This window comes from Agarivorans aestuarii (assembly GCF_019670125.1).
Taxonomy (GTDB): Bacteria; Pseudomonadota; Gammaproteobacteria; order Enterobacterales; family Celerinatantimonadaceae; genus Agarivorans; species Agarivorans aestuarii.
The window spans coordinates 1,070,979-1,094,684 of record NZ_AP023033.1 but is presented as its reverse complement, the minus strand read 5'-3'; the positions used below and the strand labels follow the sequence as shown (position 1 = coordinate 1,094,684).

At 43.8% G+C, this 23,706-nt stretch carries 26 protein-coding genes and 1 pseudogene; 12 read left to right on the top strand and 15 right to left on the bottom strand.

Annotated elements, in window-relative coordinates:
* Positions 1 to 72: 72 nt before the first annotated feature.
* A complete protein-coding gene (locus tag K5609_RS05090) occupies positions 73 to 1,317 on the top strand; it encodes a diguanylate cyclase (protein ID WP_221076244.1) in 1,245 nt (414 codons plus the stop codon).
* A 70-nt stretch (positions 1,318 to 1,387) separates the two neighbouring features.
* Here the strand turns inward: K5609_RS05090 and K5609_RS05085 are convergent, their stop codons facing one another.
* Entirely contained in the window at positions 1,388 to 4,309 is a 2,922-nt protein-coding gene (locus tag K5609_RS05085) for an HD domain-containing phosphohydrolase (RefSeq protein ID WP_221076243.1), read from the bottom strand.
* 279 nt (positions 4,310 to 4,588) lie between these two features.
* Between K5609_RS05085 and K5609_RS05080 the strand changes: the two genes are divergently transcribed.
* Entirely contained in the window at positions 4,589 to 5,932 is a 1,344-nt protein-coding gene (locus K5609_RS05080) for a DEAD/DEAH box helicase (protein ID WP_221076242.1), read from the top strand.
* 136 nt (positions 5,933 to 6,068) lie between these two features.
* On the top strand, positions 6,069 to 7,862 hold the full coding sequence (locus K5609_RS05075) for an ABC transporter ATP-binding protein (protein WP_221076241.1): 1,794 nt from the start codon (positions 6,069 to 6,071) through the stop codon (positions 7,860 to 7,862).
* A 169-nt stretch (positions 7,863 to 8,031) separates the two neighbouring features.
* Here K5609_RS05075 and K5609_RS05070 read toward each other — a convergent pair whose 3' ends face one another.
* The 3 genes from K5609_RS05070 to K5609_RS05060 all read right to left on the bottom strand — a co-directional run bounded on the left by K5609_RS05070 (position 8,032) and on the right by K5609_RS05060 (position 9,537).
* Positions 8,032 to 8,523 carry a TIGR02444 family protein gene (locus tag K5609_RS05070; RefSeq protein ID WP_221076240.1) on the bottom strand — a complete coding sequence of 164 codons (492 nt, stop codon included), beginning with the start codon at positions 8,521 to 8,523 and terminating at the stop codon, positions 8,032 to 8,034.
* A gap of 268 nt (positions 8,524 to 8,791) precedes the next feature.
* Complete coding sequence (locus tag K5609_RS05065; RefSeq protein WP_221076239.1) at positions 8,792 to 9,004, bottom strand: cold-shock protein; 213 nt, start codon at positions 9,002 to 9,004, stop codon at positions 8,792 to 8,794.
* 275 nt (positions 9,005 to 9,279) lie between these two features.
* A complete protein-coding gene (locus tag K5609_RS05060; protein WP_221076238.1) occupies positions 9,280 to 9,537 on the bottom strand; it encodes a DUF3820 family protein in 258 nt (85 codons plus the stop codon).
* Positions 9,538 to 9,624: 87 nt separating this feature from the next.
* Here K5609_RS05060 and ppnP point away from each other — a divergent pair, with 87 nt between their 5' ends.
* The gene (ppnP, locus tag K5609_RS05055; protein WP_221076237.1) at positions 9,625 to 9,906 is read left to right on the top strand and encodes a pyrimidine/purine nucleoside phosphorylase; all 282 of its coding nucleotides are present in this window, start codon (positions 9,625 to 9,627) and stop codon (positions 9,904 to 9,906) included.
* Positions 9,907 to 9,912: 6 nt separating this feature from the next.
* On the top strand, positions 9,913 to 10,191 hold the full coding sequence (locus K5609_RS05050; RefSeq protein ID WP_205472613.1) for a hypothetical protein: 279 nt from the start codon (positions 9,913 to 9,915) through the stop codon (positions 10,189 to 10,191).
* Positions 10,192 to 10,197: 6 nt separating this feature from the next.
* Here K5609_RS05050 and K5609_RS05045 read toward each other — a convergent pair whose 3' ends face one another.
* From K5609_RS05045 to phrB, 3 genes are read right to left on the bottom strand one after another with little or no spacing between them, the layout of a single operon-like run.
* Complete coding sequence (locus tag K5609_RS05045) at positions 10,198 to 10,587, bottom strand: MerR family DNA-binding protein (protein ID WP_221077204.1); 390 nt, start codon at positions 10,585 to 10,587, stop codon at positions 10,198 to 10,200.
* A gap of 2 nt (positions 10,588 to 10,589) precedes the next feature.
* Positions 10,590 to 12,980 carry a heavy metal translocating P-type ATPase gene (locus tag K5609_RS05040; protein WP_221076236.1) on the bottom strand — a complete coding sequence of 797 codons (2,391 nt, stop codon included), beginning with the start codon at positions 12,978 to 12,980 and terminating at the stop codon, positions 10,590 to 10,592.
* Between the two features lie 60 nt (positions 12,981 to 13,040).
* A complete protein-coding gene (gene phrB / locus K5609_RS05035; RefSeq protein WP_221076235.1) occupies positions 13,041 to 14,504 on the bottom strand; it encodes a deoxyribodipyrimidine photo-lyase in 1,464 nt (487 codons plus the stop codon).
* Positions 14,505 to 14,823: 319 nt separating this feature from the next.
* Between phrB and K5609_RS21700 the strand changes: the two are divergent.
* Positions 14,824 to 14,928, top strand: a pseudogene (locus K5609_RS21700) (sugar dehydrogenase); the annotation flags it as partial.
* A gap of 28 nt (positions 14,929 to 14,956) precedes the next feature.
* On the opposite strand, the gene gloA2 reads toward K5609_RS21700, so the two are convergent.
* The 5 genes from gloA2 to K5609_RS05010 all read right to left on the bottom strand — a co-directional run bounded on the left by gloA2 (position 14,957) and on the right by K5609_RS05010 (position 16,879).
* A complete protein-coding gene (gene gloA2 / locus K5609_RS05030; protein ID WP_221076234.1) occupies positions 14,957 to 15,340 on the bottom strand; it encodes an SMU1112c/YaeR family gloxylase I-like metalloprotein in 384 nt (127 codons plus the stop codon).
* Between the two features lie 2 nt (positions 15,341 to 15,342).
* Positions 15,343 to 15,690: a hypothetical protein gene (locus K5609_RS05025; protein ID WP_221076233.1), complete on the bottom strand. Its 348-nt coding sequence runs from the start codon at positions 15,688 to 15,690 to the stop codon at positions 15,343 to 15,345.
* Between the two features lie 12 nt (positions 15,691 to 15,702).
* Positions 15,703 to 16,068: a hypothetical protein gene (locus K5609_RS05020; protein ID WP_221076232.1), complete on the bottom strand. Its 366-nt coding sequence runs from the start codon at positions 16,066 to 16,068 to the stop codon at positions 15,703 to 15,705.
* A gap of 88 nt (positions 16,069 to 16,156) precedes the next feature.
* Complete coding sequence (locus K5609_RS05015; RefSeq protein WP_221076231.1) at positions 16,157 to 16,384, bottom strand: putative hemolysin; 228 nt, start codon at positions 16,382 to 16,384, stop codon at positions 16,157 to 16,159.
* 198 nt (positions 16,385 to 16,582) lie between these two features.
* Entirely contained in the window at positions 16,583 to 16,879 is a 297-nt protein-coding gene (locus tag K5609_RS05010; RefSeq protein WP_221076230.1) for a Dabb family protein, read from the bottom strand.
* A gap of 303 nt (positions 16,880 to 17,182) precedes the next feature.
* On the opposite strand from K5609_RS05010, the gene K5609_RS05005 reads away from it, so the two are divergent.
* Positions 17,183 to 18,436, top strand: coding sequence for an OmpP1/FadL family transporter (locus tag K5609_RS05005; protein ID WP_221076229.1), 1,254 nt, complete (start codon positions 17,183 to 17,185; stop codon positions 18,434 to 18,436).
* Between the two features lie 143 nt (positions 18,437 to 18,579).
* On the top strand, positions 18,580 to 19,287 hold the full coding sequence (locus tag K5609_RS05000; RefSeq protein WP_221076228.1) for an SDR family NAD(P)-dependent oxidoreductase: 708 nt from the start codon (positions 18,580 to 18,582) through the stop codon (positions 19,285 to 19,287).
* Positions 19,288 to 19,311: 24 nt separating this feature from the next.
* Here the strand turns inward: K5609_RS05000 and K5609_RS04995 are convergent, their stop codons facing one another.
* A complete protein-coding gene (locus tag K5609_RS04995; protein ID WP_221076227.1) occupies positions 19,312 to 19,884 on the bottom strand; it encodes a TetR/AcrR family transcriptional regulator in 573 nt (190 codons plus the stop codon).
* 158 nt (positions 19,885 to 20,042) lie between these two features.
* On the opposite strand from K5609_RS04995, the gene K5609_RS04990 reads away from it, so the two are divergent.
* Entirely contained in the window at positions 20,043 to 20,693 is a 651-nt protein-coding gene (locus K5609_RS04990; RefSeq protein ID WP_221076226.1) for a peroxiredoxin-like family protein, read from the top strand.
* A gap of 30 nt (positions 20,694 to 20,723) precedes the next feature.
* Here K5609_RS04990 and K5609_RS04985 read toward each other — a convergent pair whose 3' ends face one another.
* Together K5609_RS04985 and K5609_RS04980 are read right to left on the bottom strand one after the other, a co-directional pair.
* Positions 20,724 to 21,542, bottom strand: a complete 819-nt coding sequence (locus K5609_RS04985) for an AraC family transcriptional regulator (RefSeq protein WP_221076225.1) — start codon at positions 21,540 to 21,542, stop codon at positions 20,724 to 20,726.
* A gap of 18 nt (positions 21,543 to 21,560) precedes the next feature.
* Entirely contained in the window at positions 21,561 to 22,154 is a 594-nt protein-coding gene (locus K5609_RS04980) for a LysE family translocator (protein WP_246611943.1), read from the bottom strand.
* 211 nt (positions 22,155 to 22,365) lie between these two features.
* On the opposite strand from K5609_RS04980, the gene K5609_RS04975 reads away from it, so the two are divergent.
* The 3 genes from K5609_RS04975 to K5609_RS04965 all read left to right on the top strand — a co-directional run bounded on the left by K5609_RS04975 (position 22,366) and on the right by K5609_RS04965 (position 23,661).
* Positions 22,366 to 22,620, top strand: a complete 255-nt coding sequence (locus K5609_RS04975; protein WP_221076224.1) for a TIGR02647 family protein — start codon at positions 22,366 to 22,368, stop codon at positions 22,618 to 22,620.
* A 245-nt stretch (positions 22,621 to 22,865) separates the two neighbouring features.
* Positions 22,866 to 23,147, top strand: a complete 282-nt coding sequence (locus K5609_RS04970; protein WP_221076223.1) for a hypothetical protein — start codon at positions 22,866 to 22,868, stop codon at positions 23,145 to 23,147.
* Positions 23,098 to 23,661, top strand: a complete 564-nt coding sequence (locus K5609_RS04965; RefSeq protein ID WP_221076222.1) for a hypothetical protein — start codon at positions 23,098 to 23,100, stop codon at positions 23,659 to 23,661. The genes K5609_RS04970 and K5609_RS04965 overlap by 50 nt, the downstream gene beginning before the upstream one ends.
* Positions 23,662 to 23,706 lie beyond the last annotated feature (45 nt).

The window sequence follows — 23,706 nt, the reverse complement described above, 5'->3', positions numbered from 1 at the left end:
ATTAGTTTTTCAAAATTTAGTTTTATTTGACCCAAAGCACAATAATCAAGTGAGTTTTTAGGAAAGCAAGCTATGCAGAAAATTCTTATTGTAGAAGACAGCCCAACAGTACTAAAAATTCTCCGCCATTTGTCTTCTCGTTTGAATCAGCTTGAGCCAGTTTTTGCCTCCAGCTTAGAACAAGCGAAACAATTGTACAGCGCCGAACCCACTAGCTTCTTTGCCGCGCTGGCGGATTTTAACTTACCCGATGCGCCAAACGGGGAACTAATTGACTACCTGTTGGAAAATAAACTTCCCACTGTAGTGCTTTCAGGCTCATTTGATGAACAAACCCAATCACTACTAATCATTAAGGGCGTAGTTGATTATGTGCTAAAAGAAGGTCGCTACTCCTACGAGTTGGCCTTCGATACCTTAAATCAACTCTACCTAAACCAAAATACCAAAGTGTTGGTTGCCGAAGACTCAGAGCTAGCCAGAAAACACATCTGTGGCTTATTAAAGCGTCACCTATTCCAAGTGATTGAAGCTAACGACGGACAAGAAGCCTTCCAGCATTTACAAGATGACCCAGATATTAAGCTGCTGATTAGTGACTATCAAATGCCGAATATGGATGGTTTCCAGCTGGTTCAAAAAGTACGCCACGAAATGGGCCAACGACGGATAAGCATTCTAGGTTTATCTTCTGCCGATAATGCGACTGTATCGAGTAAGTTCATTAAAAACGGGGCTAACGATTACTTGCACAAGCCCTTTTCCATTGAAGAGTTTCAATGTCGGGTCAATCATAGTCTGCATACCTTAGCGTTGGTAGAAAAACTGGAAAAAGCCGCTTACCAAGACTATTTAACCGCGATTCCTAATCGTCGTTTCTTTATTAAACACGGCCGTAAACTGCACCAAAAAGCCGAGGATAAAAACTCTCAACTTGCGGTAGCCGTGCTCGATATTGACCACTTCAAAAAGTTTAACGATCAACACGGCCACGAAGCCGGTGATGCAGTATTGATCCACTTTTCTAGTTTACTAAAAACTGGTTTAGCTAATTTTTTATTCGCCCGGACCGGCGGAGAAGAGTTTAGTGTGGCAATGGCTGGGCTTAGTAACGAACAGGCCTATCAACTACTCGATGCCTTTCGTGAACAAGTAGCAGTAACAGAGTTTGTTTATAACGATACTCCACTGTCTATCAACGTTAGTATTGGCGTAACTAACCATCTCGAAGAGCATTTAGATGCGCAGCTCAACCGAGCGGATGAACTGCTCTATAACGCTAAAGATGCTGGGCGTAATATTGTAGTGGGAGACTAGGCTAGACAACCCTTGCCGAGCCTAAACGGTTTTACCGCTAACAAGATATAAGCGTGAGAGGGCACAGCACTTAAGCTTGATCGGGCAAATAGTCGTTTATATCTACTTGGTCTATTTGCTCCGGTTTTAAGAACGTTTTAGCGTACTCGAGATAAATCCCTGAGTGTAAAAACAGCCTAAATATATCGGCATCTATATGTTTGTCGTCACACATAAAGCGCATAATTTTCAGTGACTGGCTCAAGCTCTTCCCTTTTTTATAAGGCCTATCCACTGCCGTTAAGGCTTCAAAAATATCTGCCACCGCCATCATTCGAGCAGTGGTAGGCATTTGCTCTTTGGTAAGCTGTTTCGGGTAGCCAGTACCATCCATTTTTTCATGGTGACCACCTGCTATTTCCGGCACTCTTCTTAAGTGATGCGGGAAGGGTAACTTTTCCAACATAATAATGGTTTGCACAATATGGTCGTTAATCTTGTAGCGCTCTTCTTCACTTAAAGTTCCGCGCGCAATACTTAAGTTATAAAGTTCACCACGATTGTATTTATGCTCGGGAACTTTAAGCTTAAAGCCCCAAGGGTTGTCGATATCAATCTTCTCATCTTCGCGACGATGAATAATATGCTCGGGTTTATCATCCAATAGTTTTTCGCTTACTGGTAAATGCACGCTTTGCGAGGTACGGCGGTCAAGCTCCATGTGTGATAAACCTAAGCTATCGTCAATGGTGCGTAGCCAAGTTCGTTGAGCTATTTGTTGTAAGCGCTCAATATCTTCAGCGCCCATAAACTCACCACCGATATTAGATTTCGCCACAAAGGCAAACTCTTCATCCAAGCTCGCTAGTTGCTGGTTTAATTGCTCTTGTAAAACTTGTTGCTGCTCGTCTGTTACACCGCTGGCCACTTGCTGCCAATAGCCAAGCTGAGCATCTCGTTTAAGTACTTCAAAGCGCATCCGAACTTCATGGATTCGGTCGTAAATAGTTTCCAGCTTAGTGGCTTTATCCACCACGTACTCTGGCGTGGTAACTTTACCGCAATCATGTAACCAACTGGCAATGTATAGCTCTTCCCATTGCGCGTCACTCATTGTGAATTCAGCAAATACCCCCTGTTGTTGCTCTACAGCTGCATTGGCCAGCATCTTAGTTAGCTCTGGAACCCGCTGGCAATGCCCGCCGGTATAGGGGGATTTAGCATCAATCGCACCAGCCGTTAGTTTTATAAAGGCTTCCAGCAAATTCTTCTGCGATTCAATTAAATGGCGATTTTCTATAGCAATCGTTACTACGCTACTTAGGGCGTCGATAAACGACAATACTCTTGGCGACACATTAGCTTGATGGTGGCTAAAAGAGGCAATCATACCTACTAATTTGTTTTCCCGGTTAATCAGTGGGGATACCACTAAATTAAGGGGTCGGCCTTGATACTCTAAACGAGTAAACTTAGTTGTAGAGCTAGTAGTTGCGTCGAGCAAGTGCTTCACCAGTGACTGAGTTAATGTATCAGCATAAGTAAAGGTTTGCGGTAGCTCCAAGCCCTCTGGAGCTTGAGTTTGCAACTCAAACAATTGATCGTTCTTCAACCAAATTGCACCTTGCTCCATATCCAATATGGTTTGCATTTCTTGCACACATTTATCGAGCAAGCGACCAAAGTTATCTTCTTCACCCAACATGGTCGACACATCTGAAAACTGTTTGATAGTTTTTTTAAGCTGCTCAGTAATGCGACTTAATTGATGCACCTCTAATACCACTGAATTAACTTGCTTAGTGGCATCAAAATCGAAGGCCATTATTGCCTCATTTTGATTCATTAATTCACGCAAAGGTTTGGCGACCAAGCGAGACACATACCAAGCAATAGGTATTGAAACCAACACAATGAAAATACTAAAAATAACCGATTGGTCACGCGCCGCTCGCGCATCCATTAAGATTTCATCTTCAGGTGAAGCCAGCCCCAAGAACAGCTTATCAATTTTTACACTTTCCTTATCGACATTAACCTCTAAAGTGAGCTCAATAATTTGACCAATCCAATCCTCATGCTCACCATTAATAATAAAGCTGCCGCCATCGGCTGCGCCAGAATGTTCAGAAAATTGAGAAAGAACGCCTAAATCTTGTTTATCTAAGCGCGGTAAAATTACGTTTTCTTCGGTAACCTGAAGATTCTCAGCAATCCACGAGGCTTGCTGGTGCGCTAACACCGAGTATTCACTGTTAAACATCACCAATAACGATGACTCACTGAGTTTGTTTTTATTTAAACTTTCAGAAACACTGGCTAAAGTAAGATCGGCGCCCACCACCATGTTGCGTTGCTTGTTGGCATGAGCAAAAGTCACCCCTACTTCTTTGGTGGTGTAAAAAATATAAGGATCGGTAGCAACAATGCCGAGACTGTTTACTGCGAGTTTATACCAAGGACGTTCACGAGGGTCTAACTGATAATTACGTTCAATTTCATCACGAATTGGCATTAATTCGTTATCGTAAAATAGATTACTCGACTGACCGTTGACTATTTTAGTGACCAATACCACTGAGCCGATAGGCGCACTGACCATCTGGCGTTTTTCCAAAGTATCTAGAGGGCGAACTAAATAAAAATCGCCATTGTCATAGCCCATGTAAACCGCCGACAAACCGCGCTGTTGGCTTAAACTTGAATACAACATAGGTAACCAACTACGTTGGCTGTTGTTAAGCTGCGACATGTCTAAATTCATTGCCGCCAAGCTATGCACGAAGTTTTGCGCAGGGAACATCACACCTTCAAGTTCAGATACCGTGGCACGGCCAACTTGCTCCAAAGCTCTGGCCTGGTTTTCGGCCACAATATCGCTAGTATGAAAATAGTTAAGTGTGCCGATCACTAAGCCACTGGTAATCAGCATTAAAACCATCACACTAACTAGATGAATATGAAACGAAAATCGCCGCCTTGAACCTGCAGCCCTTTCGGAAATACCAGCCATTATCAATCCTTTGCTAAAGCTCATCCTTGCAGCCTCAACTATGGCAAGCTCACCCTGCTTAGGCAAGTAAAAGTGTCTGTTTTTTATACTGTTATGTTATAAATCAATAACTAAGCCTAAAACGATTACCTAAGTAAACAATTTCATTACCACCAAGAGTTTTACAGCAAAATAAACTGAATAGTTGCTTAAGTGATCGAATTAAGCTCGAAACCATAATGTGAGCCAAGGCATTTACGGTTATAATCTCACTCACATACATTTGAAGAGAGTTACAACTTGCAGTTTTCTGAACTGGGCTTAGATCCCCGCCTAAATAAAACCATTGAGCACCTTGGCTTTAGTGAAACCACCGAGATCCAAGCTCGGGCAATTCCCGCAGCAATGATAGGCAAAGATCTACTGGCATCCTCTAAAACAGGTTCAGGTAAAACCTTAGCGTACTTACTGCCAGCCATGCAGCGTATGCTAAAAACGCGAGCTCTCTCTAAGCGCGATGCACGCACGCTAATTTTAACGCCCACCCGCGAGCTTGCTAAGCAAGTATTTGCTCAGCTTCGTTTGCTAATTGCCAATACGCAAACCCGCGCTTGCCTTATCACCGGCGGAGAAAACTTTAACGATCAAAGTAAGTTGCTACGTAAAGATCCTCAGGTTGTTGTAGCAACGCCAGGCCGCTTGGCCGATCATTTAAGTAAGCGTCACTTATTTTTAGATGGTCTTGAGCTACTGATTCTCGACGAAGCCGACCGTATGCTCGATCTGGGTTTTGCTGAACAGCTTAATTATGTAAACAAAGCCGCTAATCATCGTAAGCGCCAAACCTTAATGTTTTCAGCCACCTTAGATGATGCCGCCATTAACTCCTTTGCCCTTGAGTTACTCAATGAGCCAGAGCGCATTGCAGTAGGTTTTAGCTTTACCCAGCACCAAGATATTAGTCAGCAATTTTTATTAAGTGATCACCTCGACCACAAACAAGCGCAACTTGCTGAAATACTCAAACAAGATTCGGTCAAACAGGCCATTGTGTTTACTGCAACACGTGCCGACACCCAGCGCCTAGCCGATGCTTTTAGCGAGCAAGGTATCAGTTGCTCAGCATTAAATGCAGATTTAAACCAAGGCGCGCGCAACAAGATCATGGACGAGTTTAGCCGTGGCCATCAAAAGGTATTGTTTACCACCGACCTTGCCTCTCGTGGCCTTGATATTGTGCAAGTCTCTCACGTGATCAACTTCGACATGCCCAAACACGTCGAAGAATACGTACACCGCATTGGCCGAACCGGCCGCGCGGGTAATCTTGGACAAGCCTACTCATTAGTAGGGCCAAAAGATTGGTATAGTTTTAAAAGCTTAGAAGCGCTGCTCGAGCAAAAGGTTGAATTTGTCAGCCTAGAGGGCTTAGCCGCCAAATTTAAAGGCTTACGCGCTAAAAATACCAAACCGAGCTTTAGTAAAAATAGCCATAAACCCCAAAGCAAAGCAAAAGCCAAAGCTAGCAAGCCTAAGGTGAAAGCTAATAAAACTTTTGCAGCTGGTACCGAGATGGGTGACGCGCCGATTATTCGCCAGAAAAAGGCCCAAAAAGCCAGCGACATAGATACCAGCGACGAATAAGCTCGGTATTTTTTGCTGTTCTAATTACACTAAACCAGATAAAGCTGCAGGCTAGAATGCTTGCAGCCTCTAGCTTTTTCATCATAGTCTCCGTAGACTTGCCCAATTACAGATGAAAAAGATTCTTATTTAGATTATGCATTCAGACGCCCGCTCGGCTGCCTTTACTTGGGCAACGATTCGCCAACAAATTTTCCACTACAAAAAGCCTTTAGTATACGCACACTTAATTGCCATTATGGCAACGCTAGTCAGTGTGCCTATTCCGCTAATGATGCCCCTACTGGTTGACGAAGTGCTACTGGAAAAACCGGGCAAAGCCATCGAAGTATTACAACAAGTGCTGCCAGAGGCTTGGCATAGCGCCACGGCTTATATCCTGTCGATTCTTGCTGTGGTTGTTTGCTTGCGCTTATCATCCTTAGTGATCGGCGTGCTACAAGCCAGACAGTTTACCTTTATCGGCAAGCAAATTAGCTTTTTGATTCGCCAGCGCTTGGTCGAACACCTACCCAAGGTTGAGCTACGCGAATATGAAACCCAAGGCTCTGGTGGGATTAGCGCCCGTTGTATCACCGACGTAGAAACCCTAGATAAGTTTATTAGTGAAAGCCTTTCTAAGTTTTTAGTCGCTCTACTTACCATTATTGGCACTGCAATTATTTTGTTGTGGATTGATTGGCAGCTAGGATTAATTATTCTGCTACTAAACCCTGCTGTTATCTACTTTTCTCGCTCTTTTGGTAGCCATGTAAAAGAGCTAAAGAAAAAAGAAAATGCCGCCTTTGAAGCCTTTCAACTTGCCTTAATTGAAACCTTAGACAGTATTCAGCAGCTACGCGCAACCCAACGTGAAAGTCATTACTTTTCGCGAGTGATTAGTGCAGCTGGTGAGTTAAAAGATCACGCAATCGCCTCGCATTGGAAAACTGATGCGGTTAATCGCCTCAGCTTTACCATCTTTCTCGTTGGCTTTGAGGTCTTTCGCGCAATAGCCATGTTAATGGTAGTTTTTTCCGATTTAACCGTAGGGCAAATCTTCGCGGTATTTGGTTACTTATGGTTCATGATGGGGCCAGTACAAGAAATATTAAGCATTCAATACAGCTACTTCAGTGCCAATGCAGCGTTGGCCCGCCTAAACCAACTGTTTGAACTAAAACAAGAGCCGCACTACCCTTGCGAAGTTGATCCCTTTGCTAAACAGCAAAACTTTGATATTGAATTCAAGAACGTCAACTTTAGCTACTCAGCAGAATCTCCAGTACTAAAAGACATTAGCCTAACCCTGCCAGCAGGTAAAAAAGTTGCGGTAGTGTCGGTCAGCGGCGGAGGTAAATCTACCTTAGTTAATCTGCTGCTGGGGCTTTACCAAAAAGACAGTGGGCAAATACTGCTAGACAAAGCGCCCATAGAAAAAGTCGGTTACTCCACCATCCGCAGCAATATCTCCACGGTTTTGCAGCAACCTATTTTGTTTAATACCTCGGTGCGAGAAAACCTCAACATGGGGCGCCAACACAGTGATGAAGAGCTGTGGCAAGCCTTGGCTATTGCCGAGCTACAAACAACCGTGGAAAAACTGCCCGATACCTTAGACACGCTAGTGGGTAGAAGTGGCGTAAGACTCTCGGGAGGGCAAAAACAGCGCCTCGCGATAGCAAGAATGATCTTAGCTAAACCTCAAGTGGTGGTGTTAGATGAAGCAACCTCAGCCTTAGATACAGACACAGAGGCGAAACTGCACCGCAACCTGCAAGGCTTTTTAGACCAGCGAACCACCCTAATTATTGCTCATCGTTTAAGTGCTATTAAACAAGCAGATCTGATTTACGTATTAGATGATGGCGCCATTAGCCAAGTAGGTGAGCATCAGCAACTAATTGAACAAACAGGTCTTTACAAAACCTTATACCAGCATCAGAGCTAGCTATTGGATAGCTAAGTTTATGTATCTAAGTTAACTGTGACGAAATTAACGGTGACGAAGGGCTAGGCTAATGACTCAGCCTAGTTATGGTAGTTAGTCGTGCTAGGTCTGCAGCTTGTCATCTCGAATGGCAAAGCACTGAGTTGGTGCTTCAGCCTGACTAAGATAGTTAGTCAATGCAAGGCTGCGATTTACTTTCGAGGATGGCTAAGTGCATTGTGGCTAAGTACTGGCCTGATGCTTCAGCCTGGTTAAGATAGTTAGTCAGTGCTGCGTCAGCAGTTTGTCGCCCTGGGTGGCGCTGCTGGCTGAGTACTAATAATTGTTGTTGGCGGCGTTCAAGCTTTAATTCGTGTTTGAGTAATAGCTGGTATTGAGTTTCACTAAGGTGGGGCTTCATCTTTTTCCGATGGCGGCGGAACTCAGTAATTTTCTGTTCGCTACTATTAATTTGGCTGAGCAATAGCTCTAAATTAACTGTCCAGCGTTGCTGTTGGCAAAAGCTCAACCAAAGCAGCAGGTTTACGTTACGGGTGTGTTGCTCTTGCAGCCATAAACACAGTTTCTTCACTTCAGGTCTTGAATAAACCTGCTCCGAGTAATGCCAAAAACTATCGGCAATAGTTTGCATTTCTGGCACCAAACAAGATTTTGAAATCACGGTCTAACCTATCCTTGTTAAATGAATAAGGTCGAAATTGATCGCCCTACACAGACCTGAACAGCTATAAAATCTTTCAATTTGTTACGAGGGTCTGTTGATCTTTCGCGATTAACTTTGTTCGAAAGGTCAGCAGGCCCTAGATCAGATTAACAAAGCAGCTAACTCGCTGACAATACTATAAGTATTCAACCTTAGTCGTAACTGTAAACAAAAAAAAACGCTATCTAAGTGATAGCGTTTTAACTGAAACAGACAACTACGTAGATTAAAGCGCAGTTACGTTTTCAGCTTGCGGACCTTTTTGGCCTTGAACAACATCAAACGTTACCGCTTGACCTTCAGCTAAGGTACGGCGACCGTTACCGTTGATAGCGCGAAAGTGAACAAAAACGTCCGGACCTTTCTCTTGTGCAATAAAACCAAAACCTTTTTCATCGTTGAACCATTTAACGGTTCCTGATAATCCCTGACCTGACATTATCGTCCTCTCATATTTCATGTGCAATTTAACGTATTTGCTAGGCAAGCCAGCGACAAAAATTTAACCACACCTAAATAATTTAGAACCAGGAAAAACTTTGGACTATCAACAAGCATTGCTACAGCGATTTACATTCTCTACTAAATACTCAATAAGATCAGCCCTAAACCATCAATAAACTGTTAAATTTTGATTAAAGTTCTGAACAAAAGCATTTAGAATTAACACGCTAGCAAAGAGATGGACGAAAAACAACCAATTGAGAACGAAAGTTATTGATGTTTTGTATCAATTAGTGGCCAGATGATTTTTTCTAGGCCAGCTATTTGAATTTCAAGAGCTAATGCCATTAATTGGCCTAACTCTCCATTTGGAAAACCATCATTATTGGCAAACCAGAGCAAGTACTCTTCAGGCAAGCGAATAATTTCTCGGCCAGCATATTTACCAAATGGCATTTTATGACGCGCTACCTTCAGTAATAAGGTTTTATCAAACGGCTCATTTGCCGATAGAAGCTGTTCATTCATTGTGCAAATAACTCATTAGTCGATCCAAATATCCTAACATTATGCTAGCCTGCGCTTTTGCACAATCGATTCAAACAAGGAAATATGATGTTAAAGAGTAATGAATACTTTGACGGTCAAGTTAAATCAATCGGATTCTTTGGAAAAGAGAAGCCATCTTCTGTTGGTGTTATGGCAATAGGCGAATATGAGTTTGGCACAGCTGAACCAGAACTAATGGTGGTAGTAGCAGGCGAATTGATTGTTAAACTGCCTGGTGAAACTGAGTGGAACAGCTATAAAGATGGCGACAAGTTCAACGTACCTGGCAATGCAAAGTTTCAGCTAAAAGTGCCTACACAAACCGCTTACCTTTGTGTGTACGGTTAAACTTAGATGCTGAAAAAAGATCCAGAAAGCTTACTTAAAAAACGCCCTGCACTGATACATTCAGAAAATGTAAAAGTGGCGTCACATGTGCAGCGTGAAGAAGGAGACTGGATCTTACATACCCTAATGATAGCGGGCTACGATGTGCCTTTTATCTATAAACGTAAGCAGCGCTACCAAGATCTAAAAGGCGCTCGGGTAAACCTAAGCTATTATCCAAGCCAGCAGCTACGCGCCGGCTTCGAGTTTGAGATAATGAAGGTGGTTCGACTGCGCCGCAGTTAGTAAACACTAGCTCGCAGCTAAGCCATCAATAATTGGGCAATCGGGTCTTGCGTCGCCATGACAACAAGCCACCATTCTAGCTAAGCTTTGCTGCAACTGTTGAAGTTGCTCAATGCGTTGCTCTATTTCGCTAAGATGTTCAGTCGCGATGTGCTTTACTTCACTGGCGCTACGCTGCTTATCTACATATAGAGACAACAACTGTTGGCTCTGGCTTAAGCTAAACCCTAGCTCTCTACAGTTGCCTAGAAAACGTAGATGTCTTATTTGATGCTCATTGTAATAACGATAGCCATTTTCCGCCTTAAGCGCTTCAACTAAACCTACGTCGTGGTAATAACGTACTGTTTTGATAGACAAACCGCTGAGCTTGGCCGCTTCACCAATTTTGATCATCACTAAACGTCCTTTTCACTGTGAGTAATTGGGCTTTGCCAATAATTTAGTCGCACCGCATTGCTCACTACACACACCGAACTTAAGGCCATCGCCGCGCCAGCAAAAGCGGGATTTAGTAAACCCATTGCCGCAATAGGGATCCCAATAAGATTGTAGATAAAGGCCCAAAACAAGTTTTGCTGTAGAGTTCGCCAGGTTTGTTTCGCTAAGGCTATCGCCTGTGCAATCAACAAAGGATCGTCTCTCATTAACACTATATCCGCGCTATTTAAGGCAATATCGCTACCACCGCCCATGGCAATGCCAACATCAGCCTTAGCTAAAGCGGGCGCGTCGTTAACACCGTCACCCAGCATCATTACAACAGAATTTTGCGCTTGCATCTGACTAACTTGTGCCAACTTTTGCTCTGGTAACAACTCAGCTTGCCAGTGTTGAATAGCCACTTGCTGAGCAAAATCTTCAGTTACCGATTTGGCGTCACCACTAAGTAAATGAGTGTTTAAGGCCAAGCTTTGCAAGGCCTCTACCGCAATTTTAGCGTTACTTCGCATTTCATCTTTTAAGGCCAACACCCCCAATACTTGCTGTTTATTCGCCACATAAACAGTGGTAAGTCCTTCAGCCAGCCATTGCTCAGTACTACTTTGTAGTTGAGACGGAATAGCGTGCTCTAGGCCCTGCCCTAAACGATGCTCTATAAAGCTAAGATTGCCTAGATAGTACATTGCCTCGCTCTCATCATCGATGCGCAGCTGAGCTTCTATGCCTAAACCCGGATAACTATTAAAGTAGTTTAACGGCGCTAGAGGAACCGATTCAGCAGCCTTTAACATAGCACTCGCCAAAGGATGCTGGCTTCCTTGCTGGGCACTTGCCGCTAGGCGAATCAATTCTTCTTCATTAGTACTCTCGCTAGCCGCAAGCTTAACCAAACTAGGTTTGCCTTGAGTTAGGGTTCCGGTTTTATCAAACACCACATCGGTAACTTTGTGGCTAAGCTCAAGCGCTTGGATGTTGCGATATAAAATCCCCAACTTTGCTCCGCGTCCGGTGCCAGCCACTAAGGCAGTAGGTGTTGCTAAGCCCAGTGCGCAAGGGCATGCAATCACAAGCACCGACACAGCGGCAATCAGCCCTTGGTTAAAGTCACCCAACAGCGTCCAAACTAGCAAGGTTGCCAAGGCTATTAGCAATACCACTGGTACAAAATAATGGCTTATTTTATCCACCAAACCTTGTATCGGCGCTTTCCCAGATTGAGCTTCACTCACTAATTGAATAATTTTACTCAAGGTACTATGTTGGTTCTCTGCCGTGACTTTCACCTGCAGTAAACCCGAGCCATTTAAACTGCCAGCAAGTACCGAGTCATTAAGCGATTTTTCTAAAGGAACACTCTCGCCGGTGATAACAGCTTCTGATACCTCACTACTGCCCCAACTAACTTCACCGTCTGCAGCGATTTGCTCACCCGGCTTAACCAAAATTACATCGCCAATACGCAACTCTGCAACATCGACTTCTTCGCTAAGCCCTTGCTGATTAACTCTTAAGGCGCGTTGCGGGCTAAGGTTCACCAACTCGGCAATGCTTTTTGCAGCCCGTTGCTTGGCTCGCTCTTCTAAATGTTTACCCAGCAAAATGAGCGTAATTATCACTGCAGCGGCTTCAAAGTATAAATGCCCCGCCTGCCCACTCAACCACAGGTAAATACTATAAAAATAAGCAGTACTGGTGCCCATCACCACCAGGGTATCCATGGTGCTGCTACCTTGCTTTAAAGCTTGAAATGCCCCGCGATAAAAGGGCTTAGCAATAAGAAACTGTACCGGAGTAGCGAGTAAAAACTGCCACAAGGAAGGCACAGTAAAGCTACTCTCTAGCATTGGCAGCACCAAGGGTAAAGATAAAGCCATGCTCAACAATAAGCGCCAAGGTAAAGAGGTAGCAGGAGGATTGCTTGAGTTTGTAGCGCTTTGCTTGAGAGTAAAACCATTGCTTGTTAAAGCTTGCTTCACTTGAGCGAGGTCTTGAGCATCGGGTAATAGCTCAAAGCTAACTTGGTTTAAGGCCAGATTGACATTAACCTTATCAATGCCTTCAAGCTTGGCTAAGGCATTTTCCAGCTTACTTACACAACTAGCACAGTTTAGGCCTTCTATCTGCCAGCAATGACGTACGAACGGAATATCAAAACCTTGCTCAGCTAATAGCTGACGTAACTTGGGTAATAATGCTGGGGCGGCGCTATCTAGGCGAACTTGGTTCAGCGCCAAGTTAACTGACACTTCAGACACACCCTCCTGCCCAGACAAGAGTTTTTCAACCTTGCCAACACAGCCGGCACACCGTAAGCCCCGTAAGGGGAAAACCAAAGTTTGAGTCATTTACTACTCCATAGGCATTAGCACTAGGAGTAAAGTGTAAACCTTCCCGCAAGGGGAAGGTCAAGCGATAATTTTGGCCTGCCCCATACTTTTAGCCTGTTCAAATAAGTGCAGCGCGTATTTGCGTTGTTGTCCATGCTCAACAATAGGCATGGGGTAGTTTATCGACAAGCCATTTTTCTCCGCCCAGGTGTGCGGAGTGTGAACATGTTTACCGGGAACTTGAGCTAACTCTGGAAGCCAAGCCTGAACAAATTCGCCCTCGGGATCAAAACGCTGCGCCTGAGTGGTGGGGTTAAAAATGCGAAAGTAGGGTTGCGCATCAGTGCCGGTTGACGCCGCCCATTGCCAACCGCCGTTATTCGAGGCAAAGTCTCCATCGATGAGGTGTTGCATAAACCAGCGCTCACCTTCGCGCCAATCAATCAGCAAGTCTTTGGTCAAAAAGCTGGCTACCACCATCCGCAGGCGATTGTGCATCCAACCCGTTTGCTTAAGTTGCTGCATCGCGGCATCTACTATCGGGTAGCCCGTTTTGCCTTGCTGCCAAGCTTCAAGTAAGGCCTTATCACTTTGCCAAGCGACAGATTCGGTCCACCCTAAGTAGGCCTCTCCCTTACATAATCTAGGGTTTGCAGCGATTAAATGACGGTAAAACTCGCGCCAAATTATTTCGCTCAACCAAGTAAAAGCACCGCCTTGTTGCGAGGCTATATCCTCGGCATGCTCCAAATACAACCTCGCTAAACATTGACGTGCCGATAGCATTCCCAAGGCCAAATAAGCCGACAAACGGCTGGTTGCATCAAGTGCTGGAATATCGCGGTGCTCTTTGTAATCACTAGCCTTGCTGGCACTAAAGTCTCGTAATTGCTGAATGATTTGTTGATCATCGCTAGCCCAAGCATTGCTGTTCTCTCGCGGGTAACTGCAGCTTATCTCTTGCGGCTGCTCAAGCAGCTGCGTGAGAGACCGAGAGACTAAACTTTTATGTACCGCAGCAGGCGAACTTAAAGGACTAAAAGATTGCTCAGTTAAGCTCGCCAACCAAGCCTTACGAAAAGGTGTAAACACCTTAAAGTTCTCGCCACTTTTAGTTAGTACGCGGCCAGGGTTCACCACACACTCGCCATGATGGCGATAAACACTTATCGCTTGCTGGCTAAGCAGGTGCTCCACAGCTTCATCGCGCTCTTGCTCGTTTAGCTCATATTGATAATGGCAATGCACATCGGTAATTTGATGTTGTTGGCACAGGCTTAACAAATACTCTGGCACCTGCTTAAAACTAGCCAACTCAGCCACTACCAGGGGAATATTAAGTGCGGCTAGATCTTGCTGGAGTTGTGCTAATCGACGCACGATTAAATCTGCCTGAATAGGCGCTAAGTGATGTTGCTGCCATTGCTTGCTACAGAGGGTATATACCGCCAATACAGCTTGACCGCTTTGCACTGCAGCACTTAAGGCTTGATTATCTTTTGTCCTTAGATCGTTTCTAAACCAGAGTAGTTGTGCGCTCATTGCCTACCTTAAGAATTCTTTTCACCCTGTATTTACGCAGCTAAAAGCTAAAACGATCAACCAATTATGCTATTGAGTTAGTTCTTGTTGCAGCTCTTCTAGCTGATCCAAAATGCGTAAGAATTTGTCGCCAAATTCGGTAACTTGATACTCCATGCGAGGAGCAATGGCGACTGTGGCTACTTAGACCGATAACTTAATTTTTATTGCTTCTAGGGCTATTTCTTAAGCCACTACAAAGCAGCGTTTAGAGAAAAATAGAACGGCAATTATTGTTAAGCGTTTAAGAGTAAAAGGTATCCGAGGCCCAATAACAATAGCAGTTCTAGCCAATACCGTGAGCTTTTTACTGAGTGATAAAGCCGATTGGGTTACCGGTGCGGTGTGGGATGTAGATGGCGGAGTAATGGCTGGTCGAAACTAACACCGTAATTCCAACGTCTTAAACACACTTATTGCTGATACAACTCCAGTGGTAAGCCATCTGGGTCACTGAAAAAGGTGAACTGTTTGCCGGTGTAGGGATCAATTCGCACCGGCTCTAACTTAATTCCTTTAGCGCTTAATATGGCAACGCTTTTTTCAACATCCTCCACCGCAAATGCTAAGTGTCGCAAGCCCTGCGCTTCTGGGTAACTTGGCCTTGTAGGAGCGTCGGCAAAAGAAAATAGTTCGATTTGCTCACCGCTAGGCAAAGCTAAATCCAACTTGTAAGAGTTGCGCTGCTCTCGATAATGTTCGGCGATAACTTCGAGGCCTAACAATTCACAATAAAAGTGTTTTGAGCGGCTATAGTCAGAGCAGATAATCGCCACATGATGAAACGCCTTAAACATGTTTACTCCTCTGCATTTTGAGACTCAGCTGGTTGCCAAAAGAAAGCGCTCAATCCTGATATTGCCATAGTAAGCATCAAGCCCGCCATTAGCCAATTACTTGGCGATAAATGAAAGCTGCCACCAACAGTTGCCGCTAACATTAGCAATGCTAAGCCTAACAGAGCTAATACTCCGCCAATTCTAGCCAGCAATATGGCTATATAGTCTAAGGCTTTAATATATATAGATAAGCAGACAAATGCGGCGAGGGCTAAAAACAACAAAGGCCACCAGCTCAAACCCAAAATCACCAAACTGCTTAAACAGGTAACAACGGTACAAACAGAAAAAATCAAACGCGCTAGCAAAGCTAAAGTCCTTTATTGCTGAGGGGAGACAAGACAATTTGGCGGCACACTAAGCTGCCAATCTAGTATCTTATCTAAACGCAGCACTGCGGGATAGTCTTGGGCATAACCGTCGGTGGAGGCGGGAAGAAGCTTTGCTTCGGCTTGAACATAAATGGCTTGGTAAGGCTGAGTAATCTTGCTTTGGTAAAACTCGAGTAGGTCGGCAACCACCTCTTTATCTGCTTGCCACCAAACAGCGGAGCGGCCACAGGGAATAAACTCCCTCACTTCATGACCATAGACAAAATGACCGCTGTATATCTCCGGCTTTTGTTTGCAAGCGCTAAGGCTGAGCAAACCACCTACAATCACTAACATTGCACTTAGTTTTATCATTTCTGAACCTGCACCCAATAGCTATATCAGCGTGTATCAATCATCATAAGACAATTCGCTAACGGTCAAAAACTAAAAACAACGGGGCTTACTCTAAGCTAGCGCGGTAAAAATCCCATTGCTCTACCACTCGCCCGTCGGCAAAGTGACAATACCCTACCTCACCCTTTGCGGTTTTCTTAATTTGCGGATCTCCACCTTGCTCAACACAATATACCGCAGCGGGATTAGCCATGCTTACTGAGGCTGAGTCTTCTTGCTCAGAACCACAAGCGACCAAAAAAGCCATTAATAAGCCGATTACTACCTTTTTCATTTGCAAACTAAGCCTCATACAACAGGGCATAAACTAGCTCAAGCTAGCAACACCTAATGTGTTTATTATCAACCCAAGCATAATTGATTAAAAACACAGCAACAAGTTAATCAACGCTGGTAAGACCTAAAACCACTAATTCATAGAAATAAATGGCTACACCATGCTCACTTTAGCCCCTGGTATTCAACTGCAAGATTATAGGGTGTAATCAAACACAATGATGTCTTCGAGCAAAGGAACAAAATCCAGCTTTAATTTTTCGTGTTCTATGTGAGATAAATAACTTTGCCTAGCTGCTTCGTCAGAAAAGCTCATTAATACACTGTATTGGTAGTCTTTGTTTAAACCCTCTGGGCTATCGTTATGGCCCCACTCAACACTTAACACACCGCTGATTTTATTAGGGATATCTAGAAAGCTTTGTTGCACTTGCTGAATGCTCGTTTCACTAGCATCAGCCTTAAACTTAATCAGTAAAATATGGCGTATCATGGTTTGCTCCTGCGTATTAAGCTCTCATTTTGTGAAATTAATAGTCGTCTATCGCATTGTAAATCAATTAAGAGCAGCAAGTGTTCAGATGCTGCTTAACAAAATTATGCACTATAAACCAGACGCTTAGCTTGCAACATTCAGGTCAGACCACCGCTTTTAACAATTTCAACATTAGAATATTCGCTCTGGTCGGAGTTGTAGAGGACCGATCACTTGCCTAAGATGCGGAAAATATTACAAAAATAAAACAATTCAGTTACGCCATGCGAACTGAGACACTTATTCGAGAGATTAGAAGTTATGGATAAACGTAAATTAAGTCTAGTTGCAATTAGCGCCTCATTACTTACTGGCCAAAGTTTAGCGGCAGGTTTTCAATTAAATAGCCAATCGGCCACCGGTATTGGTCGTGCGTTTTCTGGTGACGCAGTTATTGCTGATAATGCATCGGTATTATCACGTAACCCTGCAGCCATGGCGATGTTCGACCGCAAAGCCTTGTCATTGGGTTTAACCTACGCAGACGTAGATGTAACCATTAAAGATGTAAGCGCTTTGGGCGGCACCATTCAATACGGTAGCGAACCAGACGCAGCGGACAACAAAGTTATTCCTAACATCTACTACATCCACCCAATTAACGATGCCTTTGCTGTTGGCGTAGGTGCCTTTTCTAATTTTGGTACAGGTACCGATATTAGTTCTTTAAATAACAGCGGTGCGCCAATTACCCCTGTTGATTTACTTGGCGAAACAGAGATTATTACTTCTAACTTCAATGCCAGCGTGTCTTACCGGATTAACCAACAATTTAGCATTGGTGCTGGTTTAGACTTTATCTACGGTGAAGGTAAGTTAAAACGTCAAGGCGAGATTCAAGGTGGTTCAGGCGTACAATCTACTCTGGTTGACGTAGAAGCCGACGGTTGGGCCTTGGGTGGTATTCTAGGTGCTACCTACGAGATCAACGATAAAAACCGCTTAGGTATGAGCTATCGCTTTAGCCCAACATTTAAAGCTGATGGTAATGTGGAAGTGGGAGGAGCAAAATTTGAAGAAATCCATATTCCTCTACCCGACATTTTTCAAATCGCTGGTTACCACGAGTTAAGCCCTAGTTGGGCGGTTCACTACACGGCGCAACATACCAGTTGGGGTGATTTTGAACATATTACGGTTACTGGTAATTACCCAGACACCACAGTAAAAAGCTACCAATGGAAGAACTCTTGGTTGTTTAGTTTAGGTGGTACTTACACTATCAATCAAAATTGGACCGCCCGTGCCGGTTACATGCATGACAAAGGTGTAGTGGATGAGATTAGCTCGTTATCTATTCCAGATTCAGATCGTAACTGGTACACCGCTGGTGCCAGCTATCATATAAACAAAAACTCAAGCATCGACTTTGGCCTAGCCTTTGTACGTGGTAAAGATGTGGAAGTATTAGAAGATAGCGCCGTATTAGCAGGAGCAAGCTTACCAAACACTGTAGTTGGCCACACTCGTTCAGACGCCATCTACTACTCTATGCAATACAGCCACTTATTCTAAACATAGCTAACAGTGGCAGGCGCCTGCTTGCCACTGAATTTCTCACCATTTTTGCTCCGCTAGCCCTCTGTTAATTGCTGCTTTATTAAACTAGTTAACGCTTCGCCACGTAACTATTTAAAACCAACTACAAAACTCTACACATGAAAGTATTGGTAACTGGCGGCAGCGGTGGCATAGGCCTCGCTTTAGTTAAACAACTGCTCGAACAAGAAGCGATTACAAGTATCACAGCCACTTGGCATTCCAACATGCCTACCTTGCAGCATCCTAAGCTTAATTGGCAGCAACTAGACCTTAGTGATGAAACAGAGATAGCAGCGCTAATGGCCAATATTCACCAACTGGATTGGCTAATAAATTGCGCCGGAGTATTACACTCGCTTCAGTTAAAGCCTGAAAAAAGCTTAAGCCAATGCCAAGCGGCTAGCTTTATGCTGAGCATGCAGCTAAATGCCTTGCCCAGTTTGTTACTGGCAAAACATGCCGCTAAGGCGCTAAAACATAGTCAATCCGGCGTATTTTTAAGTATCTCGGCCAAGCTGGCATCAATTAGCGACAATCGCATCGGTGGTTGGCATAGTTATCGCTGTGCTAAAGCCGCACTCAATATGGCCTTAAAAAACATCGCAATAGAATGGCAACGCACTCACCCTAAAGTATGTGTAGCGGCCTGGCATCCCGGTACTACCGACACAGCCTTATCGAAACCATTTCAAGCCAATATTGCTAAGCACAAACTGTTAACCAGCGAACGCAGTGCAACATTGCTGCTGAAGAGAATATATCAACTAAGTCCAGAGCAAAGCGGCAGGTTTTGGTCTTGGGATGACCAAGAGCTAAGTTGGTAATAACTAACTGGCTAGCCGCTAATTTTAGTGGTTCAAACCATGCCATGGCAACCAAGCAAGCCCGGTACGCAAGGCTTGCCGCATGGCTAACTCACTACCTTGGTGGTAGCTATACACTCGAATACCAAAGATGTGAAGCATGATACAACACGCTTTGGTTTTAGCGTCTTGTTCACCATACTTTGTTTGTAAATAGCCAGCATAAAGCTGCTCTATTTGATGTAGTTGCTCACTCACAAAACTTTGTAAGTTTGGCTCATCACTAAGCTCAAGCTGACTTTTCACTAAAAAGCAGCTGCAGTAGTCCGATGCAGCAGACTGGGACACCATGCCATCAAGTATTTCACAGATGCCCAATTCAACAGACTCTGCTGCGTCTAAACTTTTGGTAATTCCCGCTTTAGAGACTTCAGCGTAATGGCTTAAAGACTCTTTAAATAGTGCCTCTTTGTTACCAAAGGCTAAGTAAACACTACCCGGCTTTAAACCAGTATGTTTGAACACCTGTTGCATAGAAGTGGCGTTATAACCCACTCGCCAAAACAAGTTAGCCGACTGCTCCAATACCTGGTCACGCTGAAACTGCATCTTAGCCATTTATCTATCCACTCTACTTAGGTAACTCGGTGTAAGTATACCTTGAGGTAAACAATTAAACATCTTTTTGAACGTTTATTCAAAATTAACTTGAATGTTCATTCAAACACTGCTTGAATGAACGTTCAAAAACAAGCTAACACTTCTAAGGATTGACCATGAGTTTACAAACCGAGATCGCCGATTACATTGCTTCTTTTGTAGCGAAAGCACCACTAGAGGTGCAGCAACTAATGAAACAAGCCACCAAAAACTTAGCCGAGAGTGGTATCGCAGCCAAGGCACCTCAACAAGGGCAACAACTACCAGCGTTTACCTTACCTAATCAAAATGGTGACTCGGTTAGTTTGGCTGAATTACTCAAGCAAGGTCCGGCTATTGTGACTTTTTACCGTGGTGGCTGGTGTCCCTACTGCAACCTAGAGCTACGCGCCTACCAGCAAATTTTGCCGCAAATTAAGGCCTTAGGAGCAAACCTAGTGGCGATCACCCCTGAGCTACCAGATGCGTCGTTAAGCACCGCCGAGAAAAATGAGCTGGAGTTTCAGGTGTTAAGTGATGAAAATGCAGAATACGCCAAAAGCTTAGGTATTGTTTTTGCCCTACCTGAAGAGCTACGCCCTATTTACTCATCATTTGGTATTGAAGTAGAACAACATAACGGCGCAGGACAATTTAACTTACCGCTAGCGGTAACTTATGTCATTGCCCAAGATGGTTCTATCGCGAGTGCCTTTGTCGACCCAGACTACACCAAGCGCCAAGAGCCGAGTGATTTATTACCAGTGTTGGAATCGTTAAAGAACTAACTCTGCAGTGCTCCTACAAGGGTGAGCATGCTACACAAAAAAGCCTTGGTACTGCTTAGGTGTAAGTGCCAAGCGCTTTTTGAAATTTCGTTGAAAGTGACTTTGATCAGCAAAGCCTAAATCTAAGGCAGTGTCGGCAATACTGCTTCCTTCTCGCAACAACGCTTTGGCTCGATTAATTCGCTGATTAAGTTGAAAGGCATGCGGAGACAATCCGTAAACCTGCTTGAAACTGCGCACTAAATGGAAACGACTAAGCCCGGCCACTTCCGCAAGTTCACCCAAGCTTAGCTGACTATCTAACTGATCAGAAATACACTCTTTCACCCTTTTTAATTGCGGTTTAGCTAAACAACGCAAATCTGCACGCAATGGATGTTTTGCCGCAAATTGTTGTTCAAAAAAAGCTATCAACAGGCTTTCTTGCTCTAGTGTGTTTCGCTCTAATTTAATGCTATTAAACAAGCTCTCTAATAAACGGTAGTTTTGTTTATGACTTAAGCAATGCTTCTCGAATGCAAAATAGTCACTGGCAGAACGCGCAAACATCTCTTGTTGCAGTTGCGCTACCCAAGCCGTTTCCACAAACAACATTCGATAAGACCAAGCACCTTGTTTTGGATTACAAGAATGCACATCTCCGGGGTTAATGGTTACGCTATGTCCTTGGCCAATATGATGCTGGCGTTGCATGTTTTTATAAATGGCTTCACCAGTATCAATAATGCCAAAGGAAAACTCATCGTGAGAATGGCTATGGTAACAAGCCTCAGAATGTTCAGCTTGGCGCAGCTCAACAAAGGGTAATTGCTTACTTCGCTTTAACAGATGCTTTGCAGTGCTTGTCATAAAGCCTCACCAATTGAACTAAACAAAAAGAGTTAAAACCGAAGCCGCCAACAACAGCGCCATTAGCCAATTAAACGCTCGCATTCGCGTGGGTAATTGTAAGTAACGGGAAATTAGCGAACCAATTGCCGCCCAAGTACCCACTCCAGCTAAACAAACAATAAGAGAGATACAGCAAAAAACCAACAAATATAACCATGCGGGATGCTGCGTGGAAACAAACAAACTCACCCCAGACATCGCCACTAGCCAAGCTTTTGGATTTAAACCTTGCGCCAGCGCGCCTTGCAATAAGCTGGGTGGCTTAGTCAGTACTTGCTCCCCTTGCGCGACCACCGGAGACAATGCAATCTTAAGCGCGAGATACAACAAAAAAGCACCGCCTAAATACTTTAGCAGCTCGGTTAAACTGGGAAGCCAATACAACAGTGCATTTAGCGCTAAACCCGTTGTAAGCACCACTAAACTATAACTAACACTTGCCCCAACTACATGTGGCAAGGCTTGCCGAAAACCATAGTTAGCCCCCGCTCCAGTTGCAATAATGTTCACAGGCCCCGGTGATATTGCACCAATAAATGCAAATACCAACATCGACATAAATATACTCACGGTGAACCTCTTGTTCCTAGCAAAAAACCAAACTATAGAGATTCAGCGGAAAACTTTATTGAACAAAATTGCGCTAGGTCATTGAGAGATTTTTGCAGCGCCACGCGAGCAAATAAAACAATGCGTCAGGTATCAGTTCTTATCCTGACCGCTTGCGCAATAAGTGTGGGCTTTCTAATGTGGAGTTAACAAAAACATAAAGGATGGCCCGATGAAATTTACTCCCAATACTATCGCCGAACTAAACCTGCTGCTGCAATTTGATATGAGCAGTTTGCAAACCGGGATTAAGGTTCACCATGACGCAGCACCCGAAGTGGTAGCTGCAGCACAAAGCCTATTTAATAAAGGCTTAAGCACCCTCCCCGACGGAGGCTACCTCACCGATTTAGGCGTTGAAGTCGCAGAACATGCCCAGCGCCTGCTAGCGGTATTGTCGACCAAACCTGAACAAGTTCTCGCATAGACTCAAGATAATAATTGAAAACAAAAAACCAAGGCAAGCCTTGGTTTTTTAGTCGTATTTTTTAAGAATAACTACCGAATAACGCTTAACCAAAACTTATTGTTCACTTTGTCATTATTGATATTTGGTATCTTGCCCTGCAACTAAAGGAGATAATTGCAGTGGCTCAAAATTAATTTCAATGCTTGTCCCAACGAAACAAAGCCAAACGTGATGCTTGCTTAAGCAAACTTAAAGCTTCAGAAATGAAAGAAGTGGACCTTTATGTACTGCATGGGCCACAGTTTTTCTCAGTATGGTTAGCTAAACAGGAAAGCCAAGGACTTGAGCAAACAGCGATTAGTCAGAAATTAGAAGATTTAGGCCTATCGGAGCTCGCTCAAAAGTTAGCTCTAAATACCGCTAGTCTCACCAACCAATTTGCTGGCCAAGCCTTAGACGTAAAAGCGATGGGAGCGCTAGCACTAGATATGCAGCGTGGCGGAAGTATTTTTGGGGAAATACGAAATAACTCAAAATGGCGCTAAAAGTTACATTAGCGTTAAAGGAAATCACAAGTTAAGAACTGTTATTAAAGGGACTAGATACCTATCCACAAATGCTCAAATGCTTAAACTCGGTATTGGTCAACAAGGTTTAAAAGCTTCAGCGAAAGGTGGGGTATTAATCACTGTTTTATTCTCTGTTCCTTACCACACATTGGAACTCACACTAAAGCAAGATTACCTTATGAGCAATTGGGTTGTTGACATATCAGCTGATGTCACTAAAGCAGCAGTGTCTGCTTGCTTAGGTTTCTTATTTGCTTCTGCAGCAGCTATTTTAACAATAATACCTATTGCAGTAGATGTAACAGTGGCATTTACGTTCAACACCGCGTTTAACTATTTAGACACTAGATATCAAATAAGTAAAAAAATTATAGATTCTATCAATGAATATACTGAAAAGAGGGCAAAAAATGATTTAGACAACCTGGGAATAAAGATTGATAGAATGAAAGCTTTGAATAGCATGCGAACGAATGGTTTCTATTTTTAGTAGATATGGTGAGAAATGACTGACCAAGTTAAAAAGCAAATTCGA

Coding starts and splice junctions, on each gene's coding strand:
- K5609_RS05090 (WP_221076244.1), top strand. CDS start 73: ATGCAGAAAATTCTTATTGTAGAAGACAGCCCAACAGTACTAAAAATT.
- K5609_RS05085 (WP_221076243.1), bottom strand. CDS start 4,309: ATGGCTGGTATTTCCGAAAGGGCTGCAGGTTCAAGGCGGCGATTTTCG.
- K5609_RS05075 (WP_221076241.1), top strand. CDS start 6,069: ATGCATTCAGACGCCCGCTCGGCTGCCTTTACTTGGGCAACGATTCGC.
- K5609_RS05065 (WP_221076239.1), bottom strand. CDS start 9,004: ATGTCAGGTCAGGGATTATCAGGAACCGTTAAATGGTTCAACGATGAA.
- K5609_RS05060 (WP_221076238.1), bottom strand. CDS start 9,537: ATGAATGAACAGCTTCTATCGGCAAATGAGCCGTTTGATAAAACCTTA.
- ppnP (WP_221076237.1), top strand. CDS start 9,625: ATGTTAAAGAGTAATGAATACTTTGACGGTCAAGTTAAATCAATCGGA.
- K5609_RS05050 (WP_205472613.1), top strand. CDS start 9,913: ATGCTGAAAAAAGATCCAGAAAGCTTACTTAAAAAACGCCCTGCACTG.
- K5609_RS05045 (WP_221077204.1), bottom strand. CDS start 10,587: ATGATCAAAATTGGTGAAGCGGCCAAGCTCAGCGGTTTGTCTATCAAA.
- K5609_RS05040 (WP_221076236.1), bottom strand. CDS start 12,980: ATGACTCAAACTTTGGTTTTCCCCTTACGGGGCTTACGGTGTGCCGGC.
- phrB (WP_221076235.1), bottom strand. CDS start 14,504: ATGAGCGCACAACTACTCTGGTTTAGAAACGATCTAAGGACAAAAGAT.
- gloA2 (WP_221076234.1), bottom strand. CDS start 15,340: ATGTTTAAGGCGTTTCATCATGTGGCGATTATCTGCTCTGACTATAGC.
- K5609_RS05020 (WP_221076232.1), bottom strand. CDS start 16,068: ATGATAAAACTAAGTGCAATGTTAGTGATTGTAGGTGGTTTGCTCAGC.
- K5609_RS05015 (WP_221076231.1), bottom strand. CDS start 16,384: ATGAAAAAGGTAGTAATCGGCTTATTAATGGCTTTTTTGGTCGCTTGT.
- K5609_RS05010 (WP_221076230.1), bottom strand. CDS start 16,879: ATGATACGCCATATTTTACTGATTAAGTTTAAGGCTGATGCTAGTGAA.
- K5609_RS05005 (WP_221076229.1), top strand. CDS start 17,183: ATGGATAAACGTAAATTAAGTCTAGTTGCAATTAGCGCCTCATTACTT.
- K5609_RS05000 (WP_221076228.1), top strand. CDS start 18,580: ATGAAAGTATTGGTAACTGGCGGCAGCGGTGGCATAGGCCTCGCTTTA.
- K5609_RS04995 (WP_221076227.1), bottom strand. CDS start 19,884: ATGGCTAAGATGCAGTTTCAGCGTGACCAGGTATTGGAGCAGTCGGCT.
- K5609_RS04990 (WP_221076226.1), top strand. CDS start 20,043: ATGAGTTTACAAACCGAGATCGCCGATTACATTGCTTCTTTTGTAGCG.
- K5609_RS04985 (WP_221076225.1), bottom strand. CDS start 21,542: ATGACAAGCACTGCAAAGCATCTGTTAAAGCGAAGTAAGCAATTACCC.
- K5609_RS04975 (WP_221076224.1), top strand. CDS start 22,366: ATGAAATTTACTCCCAATACTATCGCCGAACTAAACCTGCTGCTGCAA.
- K5609_RS04970 (WP_221076223.1), top strand. CDS start 22,866: ATGAAAGAAGTGGACCTTTATGTACTGCATGGGCCACAGTTTTTCTCA.